This is a genomic window from Spongiactinospora sp. 9N601, from assembly GCF_044326295.1.
GTDB lineage: Bacteria > Actinomycetota > Actinomycetes > Streptosporangiales > Streptosporangiaceae > Spongiactinospora > Spongiactinospora gelatinilytica.
Genome location: NZ_JBIRBB010000009.1, coordinates 282104 through 301781 on the forward strand (window position 1 = coordinate 282104; position 19678 = coordinate 301781).

At 71.8% G+C, this 19678-nt stretch carries 14 protein-coding genes; 1 reads left to right on the forward strand and 13 read right to left on the reverse strand.

Features of this window, described 5'->3' with window-relative positions; genetic code table 11:
* Position 1: 1 nt before the first annotated feature.
* The 9 genes from ACH34R_RS23480 to ACH34R_RS23520 all read right to left on the reverse strand — a co-directional run bounded on the left by ACH34R_RS23480 (position 2) and on the right by ACH34R_RS23520 (position 9761).
* The gene (locus ACH34R_RS23480; RefSeq protein ID WP_397563652.1) at positions 2-1336 is read right to left on the reverse strand and encodes an MFS transporter; all 1335 of its coding nucleotides are present in this window, start codon (positions 1334-1336) and stop codon (positions 2-4) included.
* Positions 1333-2787, reverse strand: coding sequence for an FAD-dependent oxidoreductase (locus ACH34R_RS23485; protein WP_397563653.1), 1455 nt, complete (start codon positions 2785-2787; stop codon positions 1333-1335). Before ACH34R_RS23485 ends, ACH34R_RS23480 begins: the two co-directional genes overlap by 4 nt.
* Positions 2784-4886 (reverse strand): molybdopterin oxidoreductase family protein, encoded by a 2103-nt coding sequence (locus ACH34R_RS23490; RefSeq protein ID WP_397563654.1) that lies wholly within the window; start codon positions 4884-4886, stop codon positions 2784-2786. Before ACH34R_RS23490 ends, ACH34R_RS23485 begins: the two co-directional genes overlap by 4 nt.
* 34 nt (positions 4887-4920) lie before the next feature.
* Positions 4921-5994: a 3-deoxy-7-phosphoheptulonate synthase gene (gene aroF, locus ACH34R_RS23495; RefSeq protein WP_397563655.1), complete on the reverse strand. Its 1074-nt coding sequence runs from the start codon at positions 5992-5994 to the stop codon at positions 4921-4923.
* 86 nt (positions 5995-6080) lie between these two features.
* Positions 6081-6710 carry a DsbA family protein gene (locus ACH34R_RS23500; RefSeq protein ID WP_397563656.1) on the reverse strand — a complete coding sequence of 210 codons (630 nt, stop codon included), beginning with the start codon at positions 6708-6710 and terminating at the stop codon, positions 6081-6083.
* Positions 6707-7774 carry a histidinol-phosphate transaminase gene (gene hisC, locus ACH34R_RS23505; RefSeq protein ID WP_397563657.1) on the reverse strand — a complete coding sequence of 356 codons (1068 nt, stop codon included), beginning with the start codon at positions 7772-7774 and terminating at the stop codon, positions 6707-6709. Before hisC ends, ACH34R_RS23500 begins: the two co-directional genes overlap by 4 nt.
* 241 nt (positions 7775-8015) lie before the next feature.
* Positions 8016-8219, reverse strand: a complete 204-nt coding sequence (locus ACH34R_RS23510; RefSeq protein ID WP_397563658.1) for a MerR family transcriptional regulator — start codon at positions 8217-8219, stop codon at positions 8016-8018.
* A complete protein-coding gene (locus ACH34R_RS23515) occupies positions 8216-8737 on the reverse strand; it encodes a hypothetical protein (protein WP_397563659.1) in 522 nt (173 codons plus the stop codon). Before ACH34R_RS23515 ends, ACH34R_RS23510 begins: the two co-directional genes overlap by 4 nt.
* Before the next feature lie 100 nt (positions 8738-8837).
* A complete protein-coding gene (locus ACH34R_RS23520) occupies positions 8838-9761 on the reverse strand; it encodes a hypothetical protein (RefSeq protein WP_397563660.1) in 924 nt (307 codons plus the stop codon).
* Positions 9762-9928: 167 nt separating this feature from the next.
* Here ACH34R_RS23520 and ACH34R_RS23525 point away from each other — a divergent pair, with 167 nt between their 5' ends.
* Positions 9929-10081 carry a hypothetical protein gene (locus tag ACH34R_RS23525; RefSeq protein WP_397563661.1) on the forward strand — a complete coding sequence of 51 codons (153 nt, stop codon included), beginning with the start codon at positions 9929-9931 and terminating at the stop codon, positions 10079-10081.
* 84 nt (positions 10082-10165) lie between these two features.
* On the opposite strand, the gene ACH34R_RS23530 is transcribed toward ACH34R_RS23525, so the two are convergent.
* The 4 genes from ACH34R_RS23530 to ACH34R_RS23545 all read right to left on the reverse strand — a co-directional run bounded on the left by ACH34R_RS23530 (position 10166) and on the right by ACH34R_RS23545 (position 19625).
* Positions 10166-13267 (reverse strand): BTAD domain-containing putative transcriptional regulator, encoded by a 3102-nt coding sequence (locus ACH34R_RS23530; RefSeq protein WP_397563662.1) that lies wholly within the window; start codon positions 13265-13267, stop codon positions 10166-10168.
* A 354-nt stretch (positions 13268-13621) separates the two neighbouring features.
* Positions 13622-17917: a hypothetical protein gene (locus tag ACH34R_RS23535; protein ID WP_397563663.1), complete on the reverse strand. Its 4296-nt coding sequence runs from the start codon at positions 17915-17917 to the stop codon at positions 13622-13624.
* A 114-nt stretch (positions 17918-18031) separates the two neighbouring features.
* Entirely contained in the window at positions 18032-18418 is a 387-nt protein-coding gene (locus ACH34R_RS23540) for a hypothetical protein (protein WP_397563664.1), read from the reverse strand.
* A gap of 262 nt (positions 18419-18680) precedes the next feature.
* Positions 18681-19625, reverse strand: coding sequence for a methionyl-tRNA formyltransferase (locus ACH34R_RS23545; RefSeq protein WP_397563665.1), 945 nt, complete (start codon positions 19623-19625; stop codon positions 18681-18683).
* Between the last annotated feature and the right edge of the window lie 53 nt (positions 19626-19678).

The following is a 19678-nucleotide window of genomic DNA, read 5'->3' on the forward strand; positions in this document are numbered from 1 at the left end:
CCTAGACCTTGGCGTGCGCCAGGCTGGGCGAACGCTCGGCGGCCAGGGCGGTGCGCAGGTAGTACCACCAGGTGATCGCCATGCAGGCCGCGTAGAAGAGCAGGAACGCGGCCAGCGCCGGGCCGAGCGTGCCCGCCGCCTGGCGGGAGAAGGTGAAGCCCAGGTTGATCAGGACGCCGCCCGCCGCGCCCACCGCCCCGACGATGCCCACCGCCGCCGCGGCCTGCCGCCTGGCGGCCCGCACGCTGCCGCCGGGCCGCGCCCGCTCCTGCGCCGAGAAGATCAGCGGGATCATCCGGTAGGTGGCGCCGTTGCCCAGCCCGGCCAGCACGAACAGCCAGATGAAGGCGCCGAAGAACAGCCAGAAGGTCGCCTCCCGCAGGCTGACCAGCACCCCGGCCACCCCCGCCGCCATCGCGGCGAACGTCCACAGGGTCACCCGGGCCCCGCCCAGCCGGTCGGCCAGCCACCCGCCGAGCGGCCGGGACAGTGAACCGATCAGCGGGCCCAGGAAGGCCAGGCCCACCCAGCCCGCCCGGCCCGCGAACTCCTGCTGGACCAGCAGCGGGAAGGTGAACGAGAAGCCGATGAAGGACCCGAAGGTGCCGATGTAGAGGAAGGACATCACCCAGGTCTGCCGGGCGCGCACGGCCAGCCTGTAGGAGACCCCGTCCGGTTTGGCCGAGGTGAGGCTGTCCATCCGCAGCCAGGCCGCCGCCGCGGCGACGATCAGCAGCGGCATCCACATCAGGGCCGCGTACGCGAGCTGGAGGCCGGTGCCCAGGTGGATGACCACCGGCACGACGAGCTGGGCGACGGCCACCCCCAGGTTGCCCGCGGCGGCGTTGATCCCGAGCGCCACCCCCTTCCTGCTTTCGGGGAAGAAGAAGGAGATGTTGGCCATGGAGGCGGAGAAGTTCCCGCCGCCGAGGCCCATCAGGGCCGCGGTCAGCAGGAAGAACCAGTACGGCGTGCGCGGGTCGCTGACCGCGACCGCGAGCATCCCGGTGGGCACCAGCAGCACCAGCGCGCTGACGGCCGTGAAGCCGCGCCCGCCGAACCGCGGCACCGCGAACGTGTAGGGGATGCGCAGCGCCGCCCCGACCAGGTTGGGCACGATCAGCAGCCAGAAGGTCTGCGTGACGTCGAAGCGGAACCCGGCCTGGCCGAGGTAGGTCACCACGACGCTCATCAGGATCCACACCGAGAACCCGAGGTTCTCCGCGAGGATCGACAGCGCCAGGTTGCGGACCGCGATCGGCCTGCCGGTACGCCGCCAGAACGCCGGGTCGTCGGGCTCCCAGTCGTCGATCCACCGACCGCCGTGCCGATTCATGATGCCTCCCGTTCCCGGCCGGCCAGCCAGCCGGCGATGCCGCGCAGCAGCGGCACGCAGGTGCCGCAGCCCGTGCCTGCCCTGGTCCTGGCGGACAGGTCGGCCGCGTCGGCCGCGCCCGTCCGCCAGGCGGCGGTGAGCTGGGCCTTGGTGACGTGGTTGCACCGGCAGACCGTCGCGGTGTCCGCGAGCGCCGCCGGATCCTGCGCCGGGGCGGCGGGCGGCAGCGCCCGGCCCAGCAGCACGGCCAGCCGGTCTTCGGGCACCGGCACGTCGTTGGTGTAGTAGTAGGCGGCGGACGCGGCGGCGTCGGGCAGCCCGAGCATGATCGCGGCGCGCACCCGGTCGTCGCGCAGCACGAGCTTGGCGTACCGGCCGCGGGCCGGGTCGGACAGCCGCAGCGCCTCGTCGATCTCGTCGTCGGGGTCGGTGGTCGTCTCGCCCATCGCGGTCAGGTCCACGCCGCGGGCCTTCAGCCGGGTCACCACGGTGGTGCCCCGGTACCTGGCCTGCGGGTCCGTGCCGGTCAGCAGCCCGGCCAGTACGTCGGCCTGCTCCCAGGCGGGTTCCACCAGCCCGGGTGTCGCGCCGGGGTGCCGGGCGACGTCGCCGATCGCGTACACGGCCGGGTGGGCGGTGCGCAGCGTGTCGTCCACGACGACGCCGCCCGCCACCGGCAGCCCGGCGGCCTCGGCCAGGCCGGTCCGTGCCCGCACCCCGGCCGCCACGACCACCAGTTCGGCGGGGACGTGGCTGCCGTCGTCGAGTTTGAGCCCGTCGCCGGGCAGGTAGCGGGCGGCGGTCCGGCCGATCCGGAACCTGACCCCGTGCCGGGTCAGCGTCTTGGCGAGGACGGCTCCGGCCTCGGTGTCGAGCTGGCGTTCCATCAGGTGACCCACCGGGTGGACCACGGTGACCGCACAGCCCCGGACGGCCAGCGAACGGGCCGCCTCCAGGCCGAGCAGGCCGCCGCCGATGACGGTGATCGGCACGCCGGGCCGGGCGCCGGCGGAGATCCGCAGGCAGTCGGCCAGCGTGCGGAACGCCACCACGCCCCGGGCGGGCGTGCCGTCCTCGCCGGACAGGCCCTCGGTGGGCGGGATGCGCGGCTCCGCGCCGGTGGCCAGCACCAGCGCGTCGAAGGGGATCTCTGTCCCGCATTCGGTGGTCACCGTGCGGGCGGCGGTGTCGATCGCGCGGGCCTCGACGCCTTCGCGCAGGTCGATGTGGTGGTCCTCGGCCCAGCCCGGCGGGTACAGCGTCACCGACGCGGCGCTCATCGTGCCGGCCAGCACACCGGACAGCAGCACCCGGTTGTAGGCGGGGCCGGGTTCGGCCCCGAGCACGGTCACGCTTACTCGCTCGCCGTCCGGGTCGCGCCGCCTGATCTCGTCGGCCAGCCGCATCCCGGCCATGCCCGCGCCGACGATCACCACCGCGCGCGGGCTCACGCCGCACTCCCAGTGTCAGGCGGTACGGCGGCCTCCAGTCGCACGGCGCAGACCTTGAACTCCGGCATCCGGCTCACCGGGTCCAGCGCCGGGTTGGTCACCAGGTTGGCCCGGTGGTCGCCGGGAAAGTGGAACGGCAGGAACACCGTGTCCACCCGGGCCGTGGGCGTGAACCGTACCGTGGCGCGCACCTGCCCGCGCCGCGAGACGACCATCGCGGGGTCGCCCTCGTCCAGCCCGTGCCGCCGGGCGGTGTCCGGGTGGACCTCGACGAACATCTCCGGCTCCGCCGCCACCAGCGCGTCGATGTTCCTGGTCTGCGCGCCGGACTGGTAGTGCGCCAGCACCCGGCCCGTGGTGGCGGTCAGCGGATAGTCCGCGTCGGCGGGCTCGGCCGCCGGCCGGTGGGTCACCGGGACGAACCGCGCCCGCCCATCGGGGTGGGCGAAGCGGTCCAGGAACGGCCGCGGCGTCCCGGGGTGGCCGGTGTCCGGTACCGGCCAGTGCAACTGCTCCCCGGCCCGCAGTCGGTCGTAGGTGACGCCGTGGTAGTCGGCGACGCCGCCGCGGGCGGCCTCGCGCAGCTCGGCGAAGACGGTCTCGGGGTCGGTGGGGAAGCGCTCGGCGGGCTGCCCCAGGCGGGTGGCCAGGCCGTGCAGCACCGCGAGGTCCGAGCGCACGCCCGGCGGCGGCGCGACGGCGCGGCGGCGCAGCAGTACCCGGCCCTCCAGGTTCGTCATGGTGCCCCCCTCCTCGGCCCACTGGGTCACCGGCAGCACGACGTCGGCCAGGGCCGCCGTCTCCGAACGCACGATGTCGGCGACGACCAGCAGGTCCAGCGCCGCGAGCCGGTCGCGCACCCGCGTGGAGCGGGGCGCCGACACCGCGACGTTGCTGCCGAACACCAGCAGCGCGCGCGGCCCGTCCGCGGTGCCCAGGGCGTCCAGCAGCTCGTAGGCCGACCGGCCGGGACCGGGCAGCGTGCCGGGATCGACCCCCCAGACGCGGGCGACGTGCTCGCGGGCCGCGGGGTCGCGGATCGAGCGGTACCCGGGCAGTTGGTCGGCCTTCTGCCCGTGCTCCCGGCCGCCCTGGCCGTTGCCCTGCCCGGTCAGGCAGCCGTGGCCGGAACCGGCCCGGCCGGGCAGGCCGAGGGCGAGCGCCAGGTTGATCCAGGCGCTGACCGTGTCGGTGCCCTTGGCGTGCTGCTCGGCCCCGCGCCCGGTCAGGATGTAGGCGTTGCGGGCCCCGGCCAGCCGTCCGGCCACCGCGCGCTGGTCGGCCACCGCCACACCGGTGACCCGCTCCACCCGCTCCGGCCACCAGGCCGCCGCCGCGCGCCAGGCGTCGGCGAACCCGGTGGTGCGTTCGGCCAGGTAGTCCTGGTCGAGATGGCCGTCCTCGACGACGCAGTGCAGGATGCCCAGCGCCAGCGCCAGGTCCGTGCCGGGGGCGGGCCGCAGGTGCAGGGCGGCCCGTTCGGCGGTCGGGGTGGCGCGCGGGTCGATGACGATCAGCCCGCCCGAGTCGGCGCAGGGGGCCAGGTGCCGCATGAACGGCGGCATGGTCTCGGCCGGATTGGACCCGGCCAGGACGATGGTGTCGGCCGCGCGCAGATCGGCGACCGGGAACGGCAGTCCCCGGTCCATGCCGTACGCCCGGTTCGCCGCGGCGGCGGCCGACGACATGCAGAACCGGCCGTTGTAGTCGATCTGCGACGTGCCGAGCGCGACCCTGGCGAACTTCCCGAGCAGGTAGCAGACCTCGTTGGTCAGCCCGCCGCCGCCGAAGACGGCCACGCCGTCCGGGCCGTGCTCGGCGCGCAGCCGGGTCAGCTCGGCGGCGATCAGGTCCAGCGCCGCGTCCCAGCTCGCCGGTCGCAGCCCGGTGCGATCACGGACCAGCGGCGTGGTGAGCCGCGCGGGCGAACGTAACAGGTCGGCGGACGTCCAGCCCTTCACGCACAGGGCGCCGTCGTTGACCGGGAAACGCCTGGCCTCGATGCTCGGCGGCCCGCCGGCGGTGGTGGCGATCCCCATTCCGCATTGCAGGGCGCAGTAAGGGCAGTGCGTGGGGGCGACGGTGGTCGTACCGGTCACGATGGCCTCCAGGGCGCATCCGGGGGTACGGACTTTAGGCGATGCCGGCGACCGTCGCGTCGCGGACGTCCACGTCCATCACCACGCTGACGTCCCGGCCCAGGCCGAGGACCAGCATCTCCAGCCGGCCCATCAGCTCGTGGAAACCGGACGGCCGCAGCGCCTGCGCGCCGTCGCAGAGCGCCTGCTCCGGCTGCGCGTGCACGTCGATGAGCAGCGCGTCCGCGCCCGCCGCCACGGCGGCCAGCGAGACCGGCGCGACCAGGTTGGGCCGGCCGGTGGAGTGGCTGGGGTCCACCATGACCGGCAGGTGGGAGCGCTGCTTGAGCAGGGCGACGGCGGAGATGTCCAGGGTGAAGCGGGTGGCGTGCTCGAAGGTCCTGATCCCGCGCTCGCACAGGATCACCTGGTCGTTGCCGGCCGCGAGGATGTACTCCGCGGCGGACAGCGTCTCGTCCACCGTGCAGCCGAAGCCCCGCTTGAGCACCACGGGCCGCCCCGTCTCGCCCACCTCGCGCAGCAGCTCGAAGTTCTGCATGTTGCGCGCGCCGATCTGGAACGCGTCGGCGATCTCGGCGACGCGCTCGACGTGGCGGGTGTCCACGACCTCGGTGAGGATGGGCAGGCCGGTCTTCTCCCTGGCCTCCTGGAGGAGGTCAAGGCCCGACCACTTCAGGCCGTGGAAGGCGTACGGCGAGGTACGGGGCTTGAACGCGCCGCCGCGCAGGCCGACCACGCCGTTGCCGGCGGCGACGGCTCCGACCACGGCGTCCATCTGCTCGCGGCTCTCCACGGCGCACGGGCCGGCGAAGACCGCCAGCCTGCCGTCCCCGATCCGCGCCGGGCCGATGGACACGACGGTGCCTTCCGGCCGGATCTCGCGCCTGGTCAGGCGTACGCCGCCGCCGGCGCGTACCGTGGCGACCGGGCGCGGCAGCCCGGCCGGGGCCGTGATCTCGGCCGTCTCGGCCGCCGCGATCACCGGGGTGGGGCCGAGCCGGAGCAGCGACGGGCCGCCGCCGCGCGCGGCCAGCAGCGCGAGCCATTCGTCCAGCTCGGCGGGCTGCGCGGAGGGCTGAAAGACATAGAGCATCTCGGAACTGGGCATGGCGTGGCCTTTCCTGCCAGGGCGGGGAAACGCAGAAGGGGCAGGCGTCGGGCCTGCCCCCTCGGGGTCCGTGGAGGTGCCGGGGTCTAGGTGAAGTCGAACCCGCCCGTCCGCGAACGCTTGAGCTCGAAGAACTTGGGATAGGAGGCCAGCTCTCTGGCCGCGTCGAACAGGCGGCCGGCCTGCTCGCCCCGGGGGATCGCGGTCAGCACGGGCCCGAAGTAGGCGGTGCCGTCGATGTGGATGGTCGGGGTGCCGACCTCGTCGCCGACGGGTTCCATGCCTTCGAGGTGGCTCTTGCGCAGGGCCTCGTCGTACTCCTCGGACGTGGCGGCCTCGGCCAGCTCGGCGGGCAGCCCGACCTCGGCCAGCGCCTCGGCGACCACTGCGGTGAGGTCGCCGTTGTCCTGGTTGTGGATACGCGTGCCCATGGCCGTGTAGAGGTCGCGCAGCACCTCCTCGCCGTGGTGGCGGGCGGCGGCGATGCACACGCGCACCGGCCCCCAGGCCCGGTCGCACAGGTCGCGGTACCACGGTTCGAGCTCCCGGTGCTCGTTGAGCACCGAAAGGCTCATCACCCGGAAGCGCAGGTCGATGTCGCGGATCCGCTCGACCTCCAAGATCCACCGGGAGGTGATCCAGGCGAACGGGCAGACCGGGTCGAAGTAGAAGTCGACCCGCGCCCTCGTCGCGGTGTTCCCGGAGTCATCGGTCATAGTGCTCCAATCAGCTTCAAAAACGCGTCGCCGGCCTCGGGAAGGCCGATCGTCACCCGCACGCCGTCGCCGGGGTAGGCGCGGACATGTACATTTTCCGCCGCGCAGGCGGCGGCGAAGGCGGCGGTGCGCTCTTTCAGCGGCGCCCAGACGAAATTGGCCTCGCTCGGCGCGACCGGCACGCCGTGCGCCAGCAGGGCGGCGCGGACCCGCTCGCGCTCGGCGATCGTCTGGTCCACCCGGGCCATCAGCTCGTCGTGGGCGCGCAGCGACGCGCGGGCGGCCACCTGGGCCAGGTGGCTCACGGTGTACGGCAGGCGGGTCTTGCGTATCTCGGCCGCCACCGCCGGGTGGCCGACCAGATAGCCCACCCGCAGCCCGGCCAGCCCGAACGCCTTGCTGAACGTGCGGACCACCACGACGTTGGGGTGGGCGGCGAGCAGGCCGAGGCCGTCGGGCACGCCCGGGTCCCTGACGTACTCGTGGTACGCCTCGTCCAGGACCACCAGGCAGTCGCGCGGCACCCGGTCCAGGAAGCCCTTCAGCTCCTCCTCCCGCACGGTGGTGCCGGTGGGGTTGTTCGGATTGCAGACGACGACGATCCGGGTGTCCGGGGTGATCGCGTCGGCCATCGCGGCCAGGTCGTGCCGCTCCTCCTGAAGCGGCACGGTGACCGGACGCAGGCCGGCCAGTTTGGCGAGGGTGGGGTAGGCGTCGAACGAGCGCCAGGCGTAGAGGATGTCGGTGCCCGGCTCGCCCGCCGCCTGGAACAGCATCTGCAGGACGCCGACCGAGCCGCAGCCGACCGCCACCTGATCGGTCTCCACCCCCAGCCAGGCGGCGATGTCGGCGGTGAGGGCGGCCACGCCGTAGTCGGGGTAACGGTTGACCTCGCCGGCCGCCTCCGCTATCGCGGCCACCACGGAAGGCAGCGGCCCGAACGGCGACTCGTTGTTGGCCAGCAGAATGGGCGCGCGGTCGTTATCCAGGCCGGCGGGCGCGGCCCGATGGCCGCTGACCTCGGTCAGCACGGAACGCAATCTGGGTAATATGACGCTCATCATCGCTCCTTGGAGCGGAATTGGCTCCCTGGTGGAAATGCGGGGCTTTTGGGGCCCCGGCGGGGAGGCGGGCACAATGGTGCCACGGGAAAAGTGTGACACTACGCCGGGCGGCGGGTCAACACCCTCTTCAGGGTTATTTGCGGGTTTTGTTCGGAGGGCTGCCGGAGAAATGCGGATATCCCGCCCGGCAATTTCGCCGGGCGGGTCGAGCGTGCCGCGCTAGCCTATTTCTCTATTTCGATCAGTGTCCGCCGGTCCGCTGGCGTGATTCGTGCATGATGCCGAATATCTCGTCCAAGTCGTATTCCGCGCGGCCCGGCGTGCCATATCTCCGCAGTTTCCCGCGGCTGGCCCATTTCCTGATGGTGGCCTCGGTCACGCCCGCGGCCAGGGCGGCGAGTTCGGTCGGCACGGTACGCGGCCTGCGTGCGCGCGCGTTCGTCATGCCACGTACTCCTGGCGCTCGTGCCGCTCTGGGCGGGCCAGGCGGGAGCTGAGCGACAGCCACTCGTGCGGCTGCCAGACGTGCCCGGAGCCGCAGCCGACCCGGCCGCCGGAGTCGGGGCGCAGCGCCACGACGGCGGTGCATCCCGGGCGCGGGCAGGGGCCGAGGCCCCGCGCCCGGCCGCGCCGGGGGTCCAGCGCCTCGTTCGCGCCTTCGGCCAGCTCGGCGATCTCCTCGGCGAACTCCCCGGCCGCCGGGTGGGCGGCCAGCCAGTCCAGCCGCCCCGCGAGGAAGCCGGCCAGGGCGGGCACGTCCCGCTCGGCGGGCGCGGGGACCCCGCAGCCTTCGGCGGCCAGCGCGCACCAGGACGACAGGGTGTCCCGCATCCGGCCGCGCGCCTCCACCACCGTCTCATCCAGTGTGATGCCGGTCGATGATCTGGTCGAGCTGATTCGTTCGGTCAGGCCGGTATGCGCGGGCGTCAGCATCCGCTCGCATTCCTTGTACAGCCCGGGCAACGTGCGCAGGCTCGTTCTCAGCGAGTTCAGGCAGGGCGCGCAGAGGCGCGTGTCCGGGGTGGCTAGGTCAGTGCAGATTGCCGATTCGCAGTGCATGCGATCACTCTCCGTGCTGCCGCGGTCGTGGGTTTTCGATCCTTTGGCCCAATCCGAGGTTGAGAGCCGCCCGCCCGATGCCGAGGGCGAACCTCCGGCTGATCGTGCCGACGCTGAGCAGTTCGACGAGGACGAACCTCGCCGGGAAGGGCGGAGCGCACCGGTCGCCCCGCAGCAGGGTCTTGAGGTCGCCGATGTCGGGGGCGGCGCGGTGGCCGCGCGGCCGGCCTCTGGGCCGGCCGTTGGACGAGGCGCAGCCCGTCCGGTTCCGCCGGACGAAGTCCCGGTGCTGGTGCTCGGGGAGCAGCCGGAGATCGTCCACGTACACGGTCGCCGCCCGCTCCACCACCGCGGCGGGCAGGTCCTGCCCGCTCGTGTTGACGATCACGGCTCGCGGCGACGCCCAGTCCACCCGTAGTTCGACGCCCGCGGTGTCGATGACCACCAGGTTGGCGCCGAACAGTGCCTCGTTGACGTTGTTGCCGACGCTGAGGCTGACCCCCGCCATGAACAGGTCGTCCAGTGTGCCCGGCGCGACGGATCGGTCCGCCGCGTCCCCCAGTACGCACGCGGCCACGTGGGCGACGTTCTCCAGGCGTTTGGCGAGCATCGTCATGTGCACCGTCGCGCTCTCCCGCGACCCGACGATGCAGATGGTCGCGGCGGTCGGCCCGACCAGCCGCCGGGCGACCGCGGCGGTCAGCCCGGCCCGCTGGATCCGGTGTACCGCGCGCCGCGACAGGACGAAGCTGACCGCCATCGCGGGATCCTCGACGATCAGCACCTCTTGTCCCCTGTACGATCCGGTCGCCGCCGGCGGCTGCCCGCCGTCGCCTGCCAGGAGTTCCTCGACGAGCGGAGTGACGGGCTCGAACGCGTCCAGCGCGCCGTGCACGTCATCGCCGTTGAGCCAGAGGGCCGAAGTCATCCGTCCTTCCTCACAGCCGGGGGTGCTCCCCTCACACTGCTCAGGACGGCTACCGATCCGCTTCCTCTCCGCTTTCTCCCCGCGCGAAGCCGGTCAGGGCCGATCGCGTAGCGGCAGGCGGTCGAATACAGGCATCAAGCAGTGAACGACCTCGGGAGGATGCAGCGATGACCATTCACAGGACCGCCGCCATATTCGTGACCGCCCTGTCCTGCGCCGCCTTCGCCGCCCTCGTGCCGGCGCAGGCCGCCTCCGCCGACACGCACTGGGGCGGCACTTCGGGCGACACCACCACCGTCCCCGCGGATACCCACTGGTAAATCCTGGTAACCCTGGAAATTCTGGAAACCCTGGAAATTCTGGAAAGAAGACGGACGGGCTCGGTACGCGGTCCGTGCTTCCGGTCAGCCGTCCACCGGGAGCACGGATTTCACCTTGCTCACCTCGTTCAGCATGCCGCGCGCCTCCGGCGAGCCGTCCGCGGTCAGAAAGTCGATGGCGTCGTTCAGCTCCAGGCGGGCCAGGGTGAGATCGCCGCCGGTGACGTAGGAGTCGGACAGCAGCAGCGCGGCCTTGGCCGCCCACACGGTCGAGCCGAGTTCCAGGAAGGTCCGCCTGGCCGCCACGATGTGCCGGTTGGCCTGGGCGGCGTTGCCCCTGGCCAGCGCGATCTCGCCGAGGGAGTAGAGGGCCTTGCCCTCGATCAGGCGTTCGCGCATGTTCCTGGCCAGCTCGATGGCGTGCGCCATGGTGGTCTCGGCGCTGTCCAGCCGGCCCTCGCGCAGGCGGACCATGCCGAGGCCGTACAGCGCGTGCGCCTCGCCCAGCCGGTCGCCGCTGTCGCGTACGACGCGCAGCACCCGGTCGAGCTCGTGCCGGGCCTGCTCCAGCTCGCCGGTCATGACGTGCAGCTCGGCGTACGTGTGCAGCACCTGGGCCTCGACCCGGACGCAGCCCTGCTCGCGGCAGATCCGCAGCGCCTCCTCAAGCAGCTTCTGCGCCCGGTCGGTCTCGCCGAGCGGCAGCCAGTGCTTGGCCCGGGTGCGCATCACGTGCGCCGCCCCGATCCGGTCGCCGACCCGTTCCAGCAGGTCCAGCGCCCGGTCGTACTTGGCGATCATCTGCTCCCTGTCGCCGCGCAGCCCGTCCACGTTGGCGTAGTTGCGCAGGACGAGCGCGTAACCGTGGTCGTTGCCGACCGACTCGAACAGTTCCAGCGCGGTGCGGAAGTTCTTCTCGGCCTCGGCCAGCCGTCCCTGGGACATGTGCAGCGTGCCCATCGAGTACGTCATGGCCGCGATGCCGGTGACGTTGCCCGCCTTGAGCACCGCGTCCAGGGCGGCCCGGGTGACCACGTACCAGTCGTCGAAGTACGCCTTGGCCTCGAACAGCGTCACGCAGGTGAGGGCCAGCTCCCAGGCCAGTTCGTCGAGCCCGGCGTCGGCCGCCTGCCGTACCGCGGCCACCAGCGCCGCCCGCTCGCTGTCCCACCAGTCCATGGGCGAGCCCATCAGGTCGGCCGGCTCCGCGTCCGGGGGCCGCCAGCGGGCCGCGCGGCCGTGGATGATGGTGAAGTCGCCGCCGTACTCCTGCCGGTGCGCCTCCTGCGCCAGGGCCAGCCACATGCCGAGCACGCGTTCCAGGGCCTTGGCGCGGGCCTCGCCGCCGTCGGTCTCGGCGAGCTTCTCCCGGGCGTAGACGCGCACCAGGTCGTGGAAGCGGTAGCGCAGCACCCGGGCGTTGCGGTAGTCCACCGACTCCAGCACATGCGCGTCGACCAGGCGTTCCAGCACGTCTTCCGCGCGCATCAGGTCGATGTCGAGCAGCGCGGAGGCCGTCCACGACGGTACGTCCGGGGCCTGGATCAGGGCCAGCAGCCGGACCAGCCGCTTGGCCGCCTCGTCCAGGCTGTGGTAGGTCATCCCGATGCTGGAGCGCAGCTCCCAGCCGCGGTGCTCCAGCTCGTCCAGCCGCCGCACCTCGTTGCGCAGCCGCTCGACCAGCCGCCCGATCCGCCAGGTCCGGCGGGAGGCCAGCCGCGCCCCGGCGATGCGCAGCGCCAGCGGCAGGCCGTCGCACATCTGGTACAGCTCGGTGACCGCGCCCTCTTCGGCGGTGACCCGCTTGACGCCGAGGATCTTCGTCAGCATCTCCACCGACTCGTCCGGGGCGAACGCGTCGATGCCGATGTGGTAGGCCCCCGGCAGGCCGGTCAGCCCGTGCCGGCTGGTGATGATCACCGCGCAGGTCGAGCTGCCCGGCAGCAGCGGGCGTACCTGCTCCTCGTTCACGGCGTCGTCGAGCAGCACGAGCACCCGGCGCGCGGCCAGCGTGCTGCGGTACAGCTCGACGCGTTCCTCCAGGCTCTCGGGGATGGCGTTGCCCGCGACGCCGAGCGCGCGCAGGAAACGGGCGAGCTGCCGGTAGGTCCGCTCGGCGCTCACCGGGCCCTCCAACTGGGCGTACAGCGCCCCGTCGGGGAACTCCTGATACAGCTCGTGCGCCACCCGGATGGCCAGGCTGGATTTGCCGACGCCGCCCCGGCCGGAGATCGCCACGATCGGGACCGCGTAGTCGGCCGCCTGCGCGCCGGGCCCGCGGGTGAGCAGCTCTTTGATCTCGGCGATCTGCCCGGCGCGGCCGGTGAAGTCGGCGATGCTGGCGGGCAACTGCCAGGGGGAGGCCCAGACCTGGAAGTCCTTGGCGGCCTCGGGCTGCGGGGGCGTCTCGATCGGCTCCTGCCTGGCCGGCTGCGGGAGGTCGAGAGACGGATCACGGGTGAGGATGGCCTGGTGGAGGGCCTGCAACTCCTGGCCGGGCTCCACGCCGATCTCCTCGATCAGGATGGCCCGGGCGCGCTGGTACGCCTCCAGCGCCTCGGCCTGCCGGCCGGACCGGTAGAGCGCCAGCATCAGATAGCCGTGCAGCTTCTCGCGCAGCTCGTACTCGGCCACCAGCGGGCCCAGCTCGGCGGTGAGCCCTTCGTGCAGGCCGAGCTTGAGCTGTAATCGGATCAGCTCCTCGATGGCCGCCGTGCGCCTCTCGTCGAGCGCCGCCGCGGCCCGGCGTACCAGGCCGCTCTCCAGCCCGGCCAGCGCCGGCCCGCGCCACAGCGCGAGCGCGACGCGCAGCGTCCCCACCGCCTCCGCCGGGTCGCCGGTCTCCATCTGCCGCTTGGCGAGGTCGAGCTTGGCGTCGAACATCAAAGTGTCCACGTGCTCCGCGTCCAGTTGCAGGCAGTATCCGGCGCTCAGCGTACGGATCGCCCCGGGCAGCCCCGCCTCGGCGAACAGCTTGCGGATATTGGACATGCACACCTGGATCTGCCCACGCGCGGACTGCGGCGCCTCCTCGTCCCAGACCGCCCGGATCAACTGATCGACGGTGGTCACCTTGCCGTGGTTGAGGCCGAGCACCGCCAGGATCACCTGCTGCCGGAAACCACCTATATTGAGCGAGCGACCTTGCGCGATGAACTCAAGCGGCCCCAGCAGACGAAGTGTCATGGCTACCTCTCCCCAACGTGCCGAAGTGATCCTTTGGGCGGATGGATATGCCGATCGATCGCTCCCCTATGTCATCGGCTCAGCCCAACACCGCCGGGCTCCTTCACGAAGAGATAACCACGAGGCCCCCGCATTGCCGGATCCGCCGATCCGGCGCCGCTTTCTTGTTCATTACACCACTATCCTGGTGCGTTCCGATACCTCGTTGTGGCGTCCCGGAGTATTTCGACGATCTTCGTAGCGTGTACATCCATTTCAGAGGTTCAGAAACAGGGGTTTCAAGCATCGCCGCACCTCGGCGCCTGGCCGCTACCGGCCACGCCGACGCCCGTTCCTCACTTCGTGTTCCACGGTTCAGGAACAGGTCGCCGTGAAGGCTTCACCCGCAGGTATGTACTGGGCATGCTCTTGTGCGGTCAGAGAACGGCCGGCCAAGGCGCATATCTCGGTATATGGATCATGAGGAGGCCGAAGCCGCCACGTCTGCGTGATTCCGTCTCGGGTGGTCGAGGTGAGGGTGGTCGTGTCCGCGCTGAACGCCAGGGCCACCGGAGGCTCCGATTCGTCGTTGGTGAGCGGGGTGGGGATCTCCCGGCGGGTTGCGGTGTCCCACAGACGTATGACGCCATTGTCGTCGCTGGTGGCCAGGTAGTCGCCGGCGGAACTGAGCGCCGCCGCGCTGACATGGCCCGGATGTGCGAAGGGGTTGCCGGTCCGTCGCCAGGTCCTGGCGTCCCAGGCGTGGATGGTTCCTACATCCGCGCTGTTGTGCTCCACCGTCAGCAGGGTCTTGCCGTCGGCGCCGAAGGTCAGGACGTCGTGGCCCGCCGAGCCGGTCACGGTGGCGATCCGGCGCATCGTCGCACTCTCCCACAGCGTGAGCGCCGACCCGCCGGCGGCGAGCGTCCGCCCGTCCGGGCTGAAGGCGGCCGAGGTGAACGCGTTCTCCCGGTCGTGCAGATCGTCGACTACTTTCCGGTCCCATAGGTCGATGACCTCCAATCCATCGCCGTCGGAGCGCTGCGTGGCGTTGTAGACGAATGCGGCGAGCGCCAGATATCTGCCGTCCGAGCTGATCGCGGCGGCGTTCGGTACACCACCGAGGTCATCGAGCCGGAACGGGCGGTTCTTCAGCCGGCCGGTCGCGATATCGAACACGCGTTGGACTGTAGGGAGACGGCCTGCATCGTCGTAGAGTTGATGCTCCGCGACGGCCAGGCTTTTGCCGTCCCGGCTCAGGGTGGCGATTCTTCCGCCCACCGATTTCGGCAGGACGGTCCTGCTGATCTGCCGCCATTGCCCGATGTCCCAGATCCGCGCGGTGTTGTCATCGCTGTTGCTGACCAGGTGGCGGCCGTCGGCGCTGAACGCCATGTCGGCGACGCCCCCGGTGTGCCCGCGTAGGATGGCTCCGCTGGGAGCGTGAGTGCGCAGGTCGAACATCCGTATCGAGCCGTCACTTCCGCCGACGGCGAAGGCCCGCCCGTCGGGGGCGAACGCCACCGACGCCACGTCGCCTGGCAGCTTCAGGGCGCCGCCGATCGGGCGCCGGGTGGCGACATCGTGGACGCGGATGATTCCCTGACCATGCTCGTAGTCGTCCTTCCAGGTGAGCAACCGCGTGCCGCGCCGGTTGAACACCACGCCCTCCACCTCCAGCGGCGGCCCCAGCGCCCGGCGGTGCCGGTGATCCCAAAGTTGCCAGGTGCCGAGCGTGCCGGTGGTGCCGATCCCGACCGCCAGCGTCTTCCCGTCCGGACTGAGGACGGCGGCCGGGTCGATCCCGGTACGCAGGCCCCCGGCCCGGCGATCGATCGCTCGCCACGTCCGGGTGTCCCATATCCGGCTGCCCTGGTGTTGGTCGACGCTGGTCAACCGGGTGCCGTCCGCGTTGAAGGCGAGGGCGTGCAGGTCGCCGCGGTGACCGGTGAGCGGCCCGGCCACCCGCCGCCGGGTGGCCACGTCCCAGATTCGGACCACTCCGTCGCGCTCGCCGTCGCCGTCGCCAGTGGCCAGCCGGGTGCCGTCCGGGCTGAAGACGACCGGCCAGGCGCCTCCGGCGTGCCCGGTGAGCGTTCCTTGCGGCCGGCCGCTGGCAGTGTCGAAGAGCCGGACCGTTCCATCGAATCCCCCGGTCGCCACCATCGCGCCATCCGGGCTGAAGGTGATCGCCGAGAACCCGTCAGTGTGGCCGTTCAGGACCCGATTCGCCGGAGTGGTCAGCGCCGCGATCATGCTGTAGCGGGCCTCATCGGTATGGGCGTGCCGCCAGCCCTCCGCGGCCAGCAGCCCCGACAAGATCGGATCTTGTCCCCGCAGCAGGTCGCCGCGGGCCGACAGCAACCGCGACAGCGTCTCCTGACGACGGGATTCGGCGGCGCTCGCGTTCATGATCGCTGCTCCCGCTGCCGACAGCGCCACGATCGAGAGTACGACGAGGCTGGCTGCGGTCCACCGCCGCCGGCGCCCCGCCCGTGCCTCGGCTCGTGCACCGGCCTGGAGGAACTCCGCCGCCGCGGCCGGAAGCGGCGCGAAGTGCTGCGGGGCTTCTCGCCACACGAGACCCGCCTTCTGGGCAAGGGCCAGGCGCGTCCCCTTGTACAGATAGGCGGGGTCACGGCCATTGGCCTGCCATTCGGCGGCGTCCTCGACCACTTGGCCGTAGAGCACCCGGTCGGCCTGGCCCTCCTCCAGCCAGCCGCGCAGCCTCGGCCAGCCCGCCACCAGGACGTCGTGGGCCAGTTCCATTGTCCGGTCGCCGACTACCACGAGGCGCTGCCCGGTGAAGACCTCCAGCACTTTCTCTGTGTCGCGGACCCTGCCGGGCGCGAGCCCGTGGATCGCCTCCTCGCGCGGGATCCGCCGGCGCACGTGCTGACCGTCCTCCTGGGTCGCGGTCAGCCGCAGCAGGAGCGTCCTGGCCGCGTGCCGCTCGCTGGGGGTGAGGCCGGCGTAGGCGTCCTCGGCGGTGGCCTCCACAGCCGAGGCGATCCCCCCGGCAAGGTCATAGCCGCGCCGGGTCATCCGGCCGGCTTCGCGGTTGTCCCAGGTGCGCACCATCGCCTGCGACAACAGCGGCAGGGCGCCCACCTCCAGCCTGTGGCGTTCGCGACCGGCCAGCTCCGCCAGGATCTGCTCGGCCAGCCCCGCCTCCAGCGGGACGCGGGCGGCGGCGGCCGGGCCGGTGATGGCCCGGTGCAGCTCTTGGGGGGACATCGGCCCCAGTACGTGGGCACGTTCCTCAAGCGCCTGCGCCAGTTCGGGATGGATGGCGCACCGGTCGACATAGTCTCCGCGCACCGCCACGAGCACCACGCCCGCCGGGTCGCCGCCCCGGCTCACCGGCAGCGTGGCGATCGCCTGCAACGCCGCCACGAACTGCGCCTGCTCCTCGCCATTCTCCGCCTCCTCGCCGATGGGGCGAGAGAACGCCTCCTCGAACTGGTCGACCACCACCAGTAATCGCCTCGGGTCCGGCGCGGGGGGCGCGCCCTGCTCCGCCCGCCGTACCGCGTCGGCCACCAGTACGTCCCGAGCGTGTTCCGCGGCCGACCACGGATCTCGCGCGAGCTGCTCCCACACCCGGCCGGGCTCGGCCCCGCAGCGCACCGCGAGTTGTACGGCCAGCTCCCGCAGCGGCCGTACAGCCGGGGTGAACACCAAGTACGGCCAGTGGCGCGCGGCGGGCACACCGGGCAGCAGCCCGCGCGGCAGGCCGGGGAGCAGCCCGGCCCGCAGCAAGGACGACTTTCCCGCCCCAGACGCGCCGGTCAGCAGAACCAGCCCGGGATCGTGTACCCGCGCGGCCAGCATCGCGGCCAGACGTACCGTGGCCTGCCCACGGCCATGGAACACCGTCGCGTGCTCGGGGCCGAACGGCAGCAGCCCCTGGTAGGGGCACCCTGCGAGCCACGGCGCCTCCCCGCCGCCCGGCAGGCTCCGCCCTTCGCCTGTGACCGGCGGCTCCAGGCGGTCGTGCAGGGCCTGGACCTGCTCGCGCAGCAGGCCGAGCAGCATCAGTTGCTGGTCGATGCGGTGCCGGTCGTGGCGGTGCTCGGCGTCCTGACGTCCCAGCGTCCGCTGGATCTCCTCGGCCGCCAGGCCGAGCTGGTCCAGCAGCGGAGCGAAACCGCCCACCGCCCCGCCCAGCTCGGCGAACCCCAGTGCCAGGCGCTCGGCCAGGTGCGCGTCGCCCGCTCGTACCGCCTCCTCCAGCACCACGCGGGCGGCGTCCACCTCCGTGAGCACGCGGGCTAGCTGGCCGGTCACCTCCTCCGCGCGGCGGTCACCGGTCCGTAGCGCCGCCTCCAGCCCGGCGGCGAGCTCGCCTTCGACCACGAACATCGGTGGCGTCACCTGTCCGCTGCGTTCGCGCGCCGCCTGCAAGGCGCTGCCCAGCATGTCGCTTAGCAGGTTGGCGCCCACCGACCCCAGAATCCCGGTGCTCACGATCAGTAGTTCCTCGCCCGCCACGGCCAGTGGCGCCAGAGCGCTCGCGCACATGCCGAGCAGCAGTGCCCGCGGAGCCACCCGTGCGGCACCGTGGCCCACCTGCCGGGCCCAGTTCCGGATGCCGCCCTGCGCCCGGCGCCGGGCCACCGCGCGCCGTTCGCCGCCCTCTTCCTCCATGCCCATGGCCTGCGCCGCCATCCGAACCACCATCCCAAAGCGGGTGCGTGCATCAGCCGATACCTATTCCACCGGCCGCGCCGGGAACCTGCCACCCGCGCCGAACAACCGAACGATTCCGGCTTCGTCTACCGCTCAGCGCGTCAGGGCACCGCGCAGCTCGCCCAGGAGCGTGGCGGCGTCCGGGCGGCAGGTGAGCACCACCATGGCGGGCAGCACGGGCAGGTTCGCGCAGAGGAACTCCAGCCGGCTCAGCGACTCCTCGTCCAGCCAGTGCGCGTCACCGACGGCCGGCAGCAGCGCCTTCTCTCCGTGCTCAGGTTCGGTGGCATTGATCAGGAGCTGGTACAGGGCCTCGGTCAGGCCGATCACCGAGCCTGGCCCGGTGTGCGGCAGGCCGAGCGGCACCCGCGCGAACGCCACCGTGCCGGCGAACAGCCGCTGCTGATCCCGGCCGCCGTAGAACGTCGTCGTCTGGTCGAGCAGGTTGCCACGGGTCGTCAGGGGCGTGATCCTGTACACGGCGTTCTCCGTACACGCGCGCCAGCAGTTCGGATTTTCCGATCTCCGCCGGACCCTCTATCACGATCACGGTCCCGGCCCTTCTGCGCACGCGGTCGAATGACGCTGAAATGGAATTCAGCTCATCGTCGCGTTCGTAGATGCCGTCGTCCGCGGCGGTGTGCCTGGGCAGGCGCAGCGCCTGCAATGCGTGCTGTTCGTCGAGGACGACCCGTCCCGCGACGTGGCCGCCGCGACGGAATTATTTCAACCCGCATTCGGGTCATGGGTGGCGGGAAAGGTAACCGCCCATTGTGGTGAACACCTCGGTGGCGGGGAGATCGGTGTCGTCGTCGGTGCGGACGCGTTCGATCACCAGGCCGTGGCTGCGGCCTCGGCGGGCTTCGGCGCCCGCGACGATGACCACGCCGGCGCCCTCGCGGATGAAGACGCGGCCGGGGGTGCCGCCGTAGACGCCCTGGGAGACGGAGGCGGAAAGAATGCGGATGCGCCGGCCGCGGTAGTAGGTGAAGGCGTTGGGGTAGGGGTCGGACTGGGCGCGTACCAGGCGTTCGATGTCCTCGGCGGGCCAGGTCCAGTCGATGTTCCCGTCCTCTTCCGCGCGTTTATGGAAGAAGCTGGCCTTGGAACGGTCCTGGGGGGTCCAGTCGGTACGGCCGGAGGCGATGAGGGAAAGGGCCTCGGTGACGATCGGGGCGATGAGATCGACGGTGCGGTGGAAAAGGTCGGTCGTGGTGTCGCGGGGGCCGACCGGAATGGCGCGCTGGACCACGATGTCGCCGGCGTCGAGTTCGGCGTTCATCATGTGGGCGGTGACGCCGACCTCTTTCTCGCCGTTGATGAGCGCCCAGATCAGCGGGGAGAAGCCCGCGTAGGCCGGCAGCAGCGAGTCGTGGACGTTGAGGATGCCGCGGCGGGGGAGGGCGAGGAATTCCGGCGGGATCCAGGTGCGCCAGTTGTTGGCGACGATCAGGTCCGGGGCGAGGTCCTTGAGGGTGCGCAGGAGGTCGTCGTCGGGGCGGTTGCGGATCACGGTCGGTACGCCGTGCGCCTGCGCCAGGTCGGCCACCGAGTCGTCCCAGATCTTCTCGTACGCGTGGTCGCTCCGGGGGTGGGTGACCGCCAGCACCACCTCGTGCTCGGAGCCCAGTAGCGCCGCGAGAGTGCGATGTCCCCAGGTCTGGTAGCCGAACATGACGACCCGCATCGCTGTTCTCCTCAATGGTGGACGAAGTTAAGGCCCGGCACATCGAATTAGGT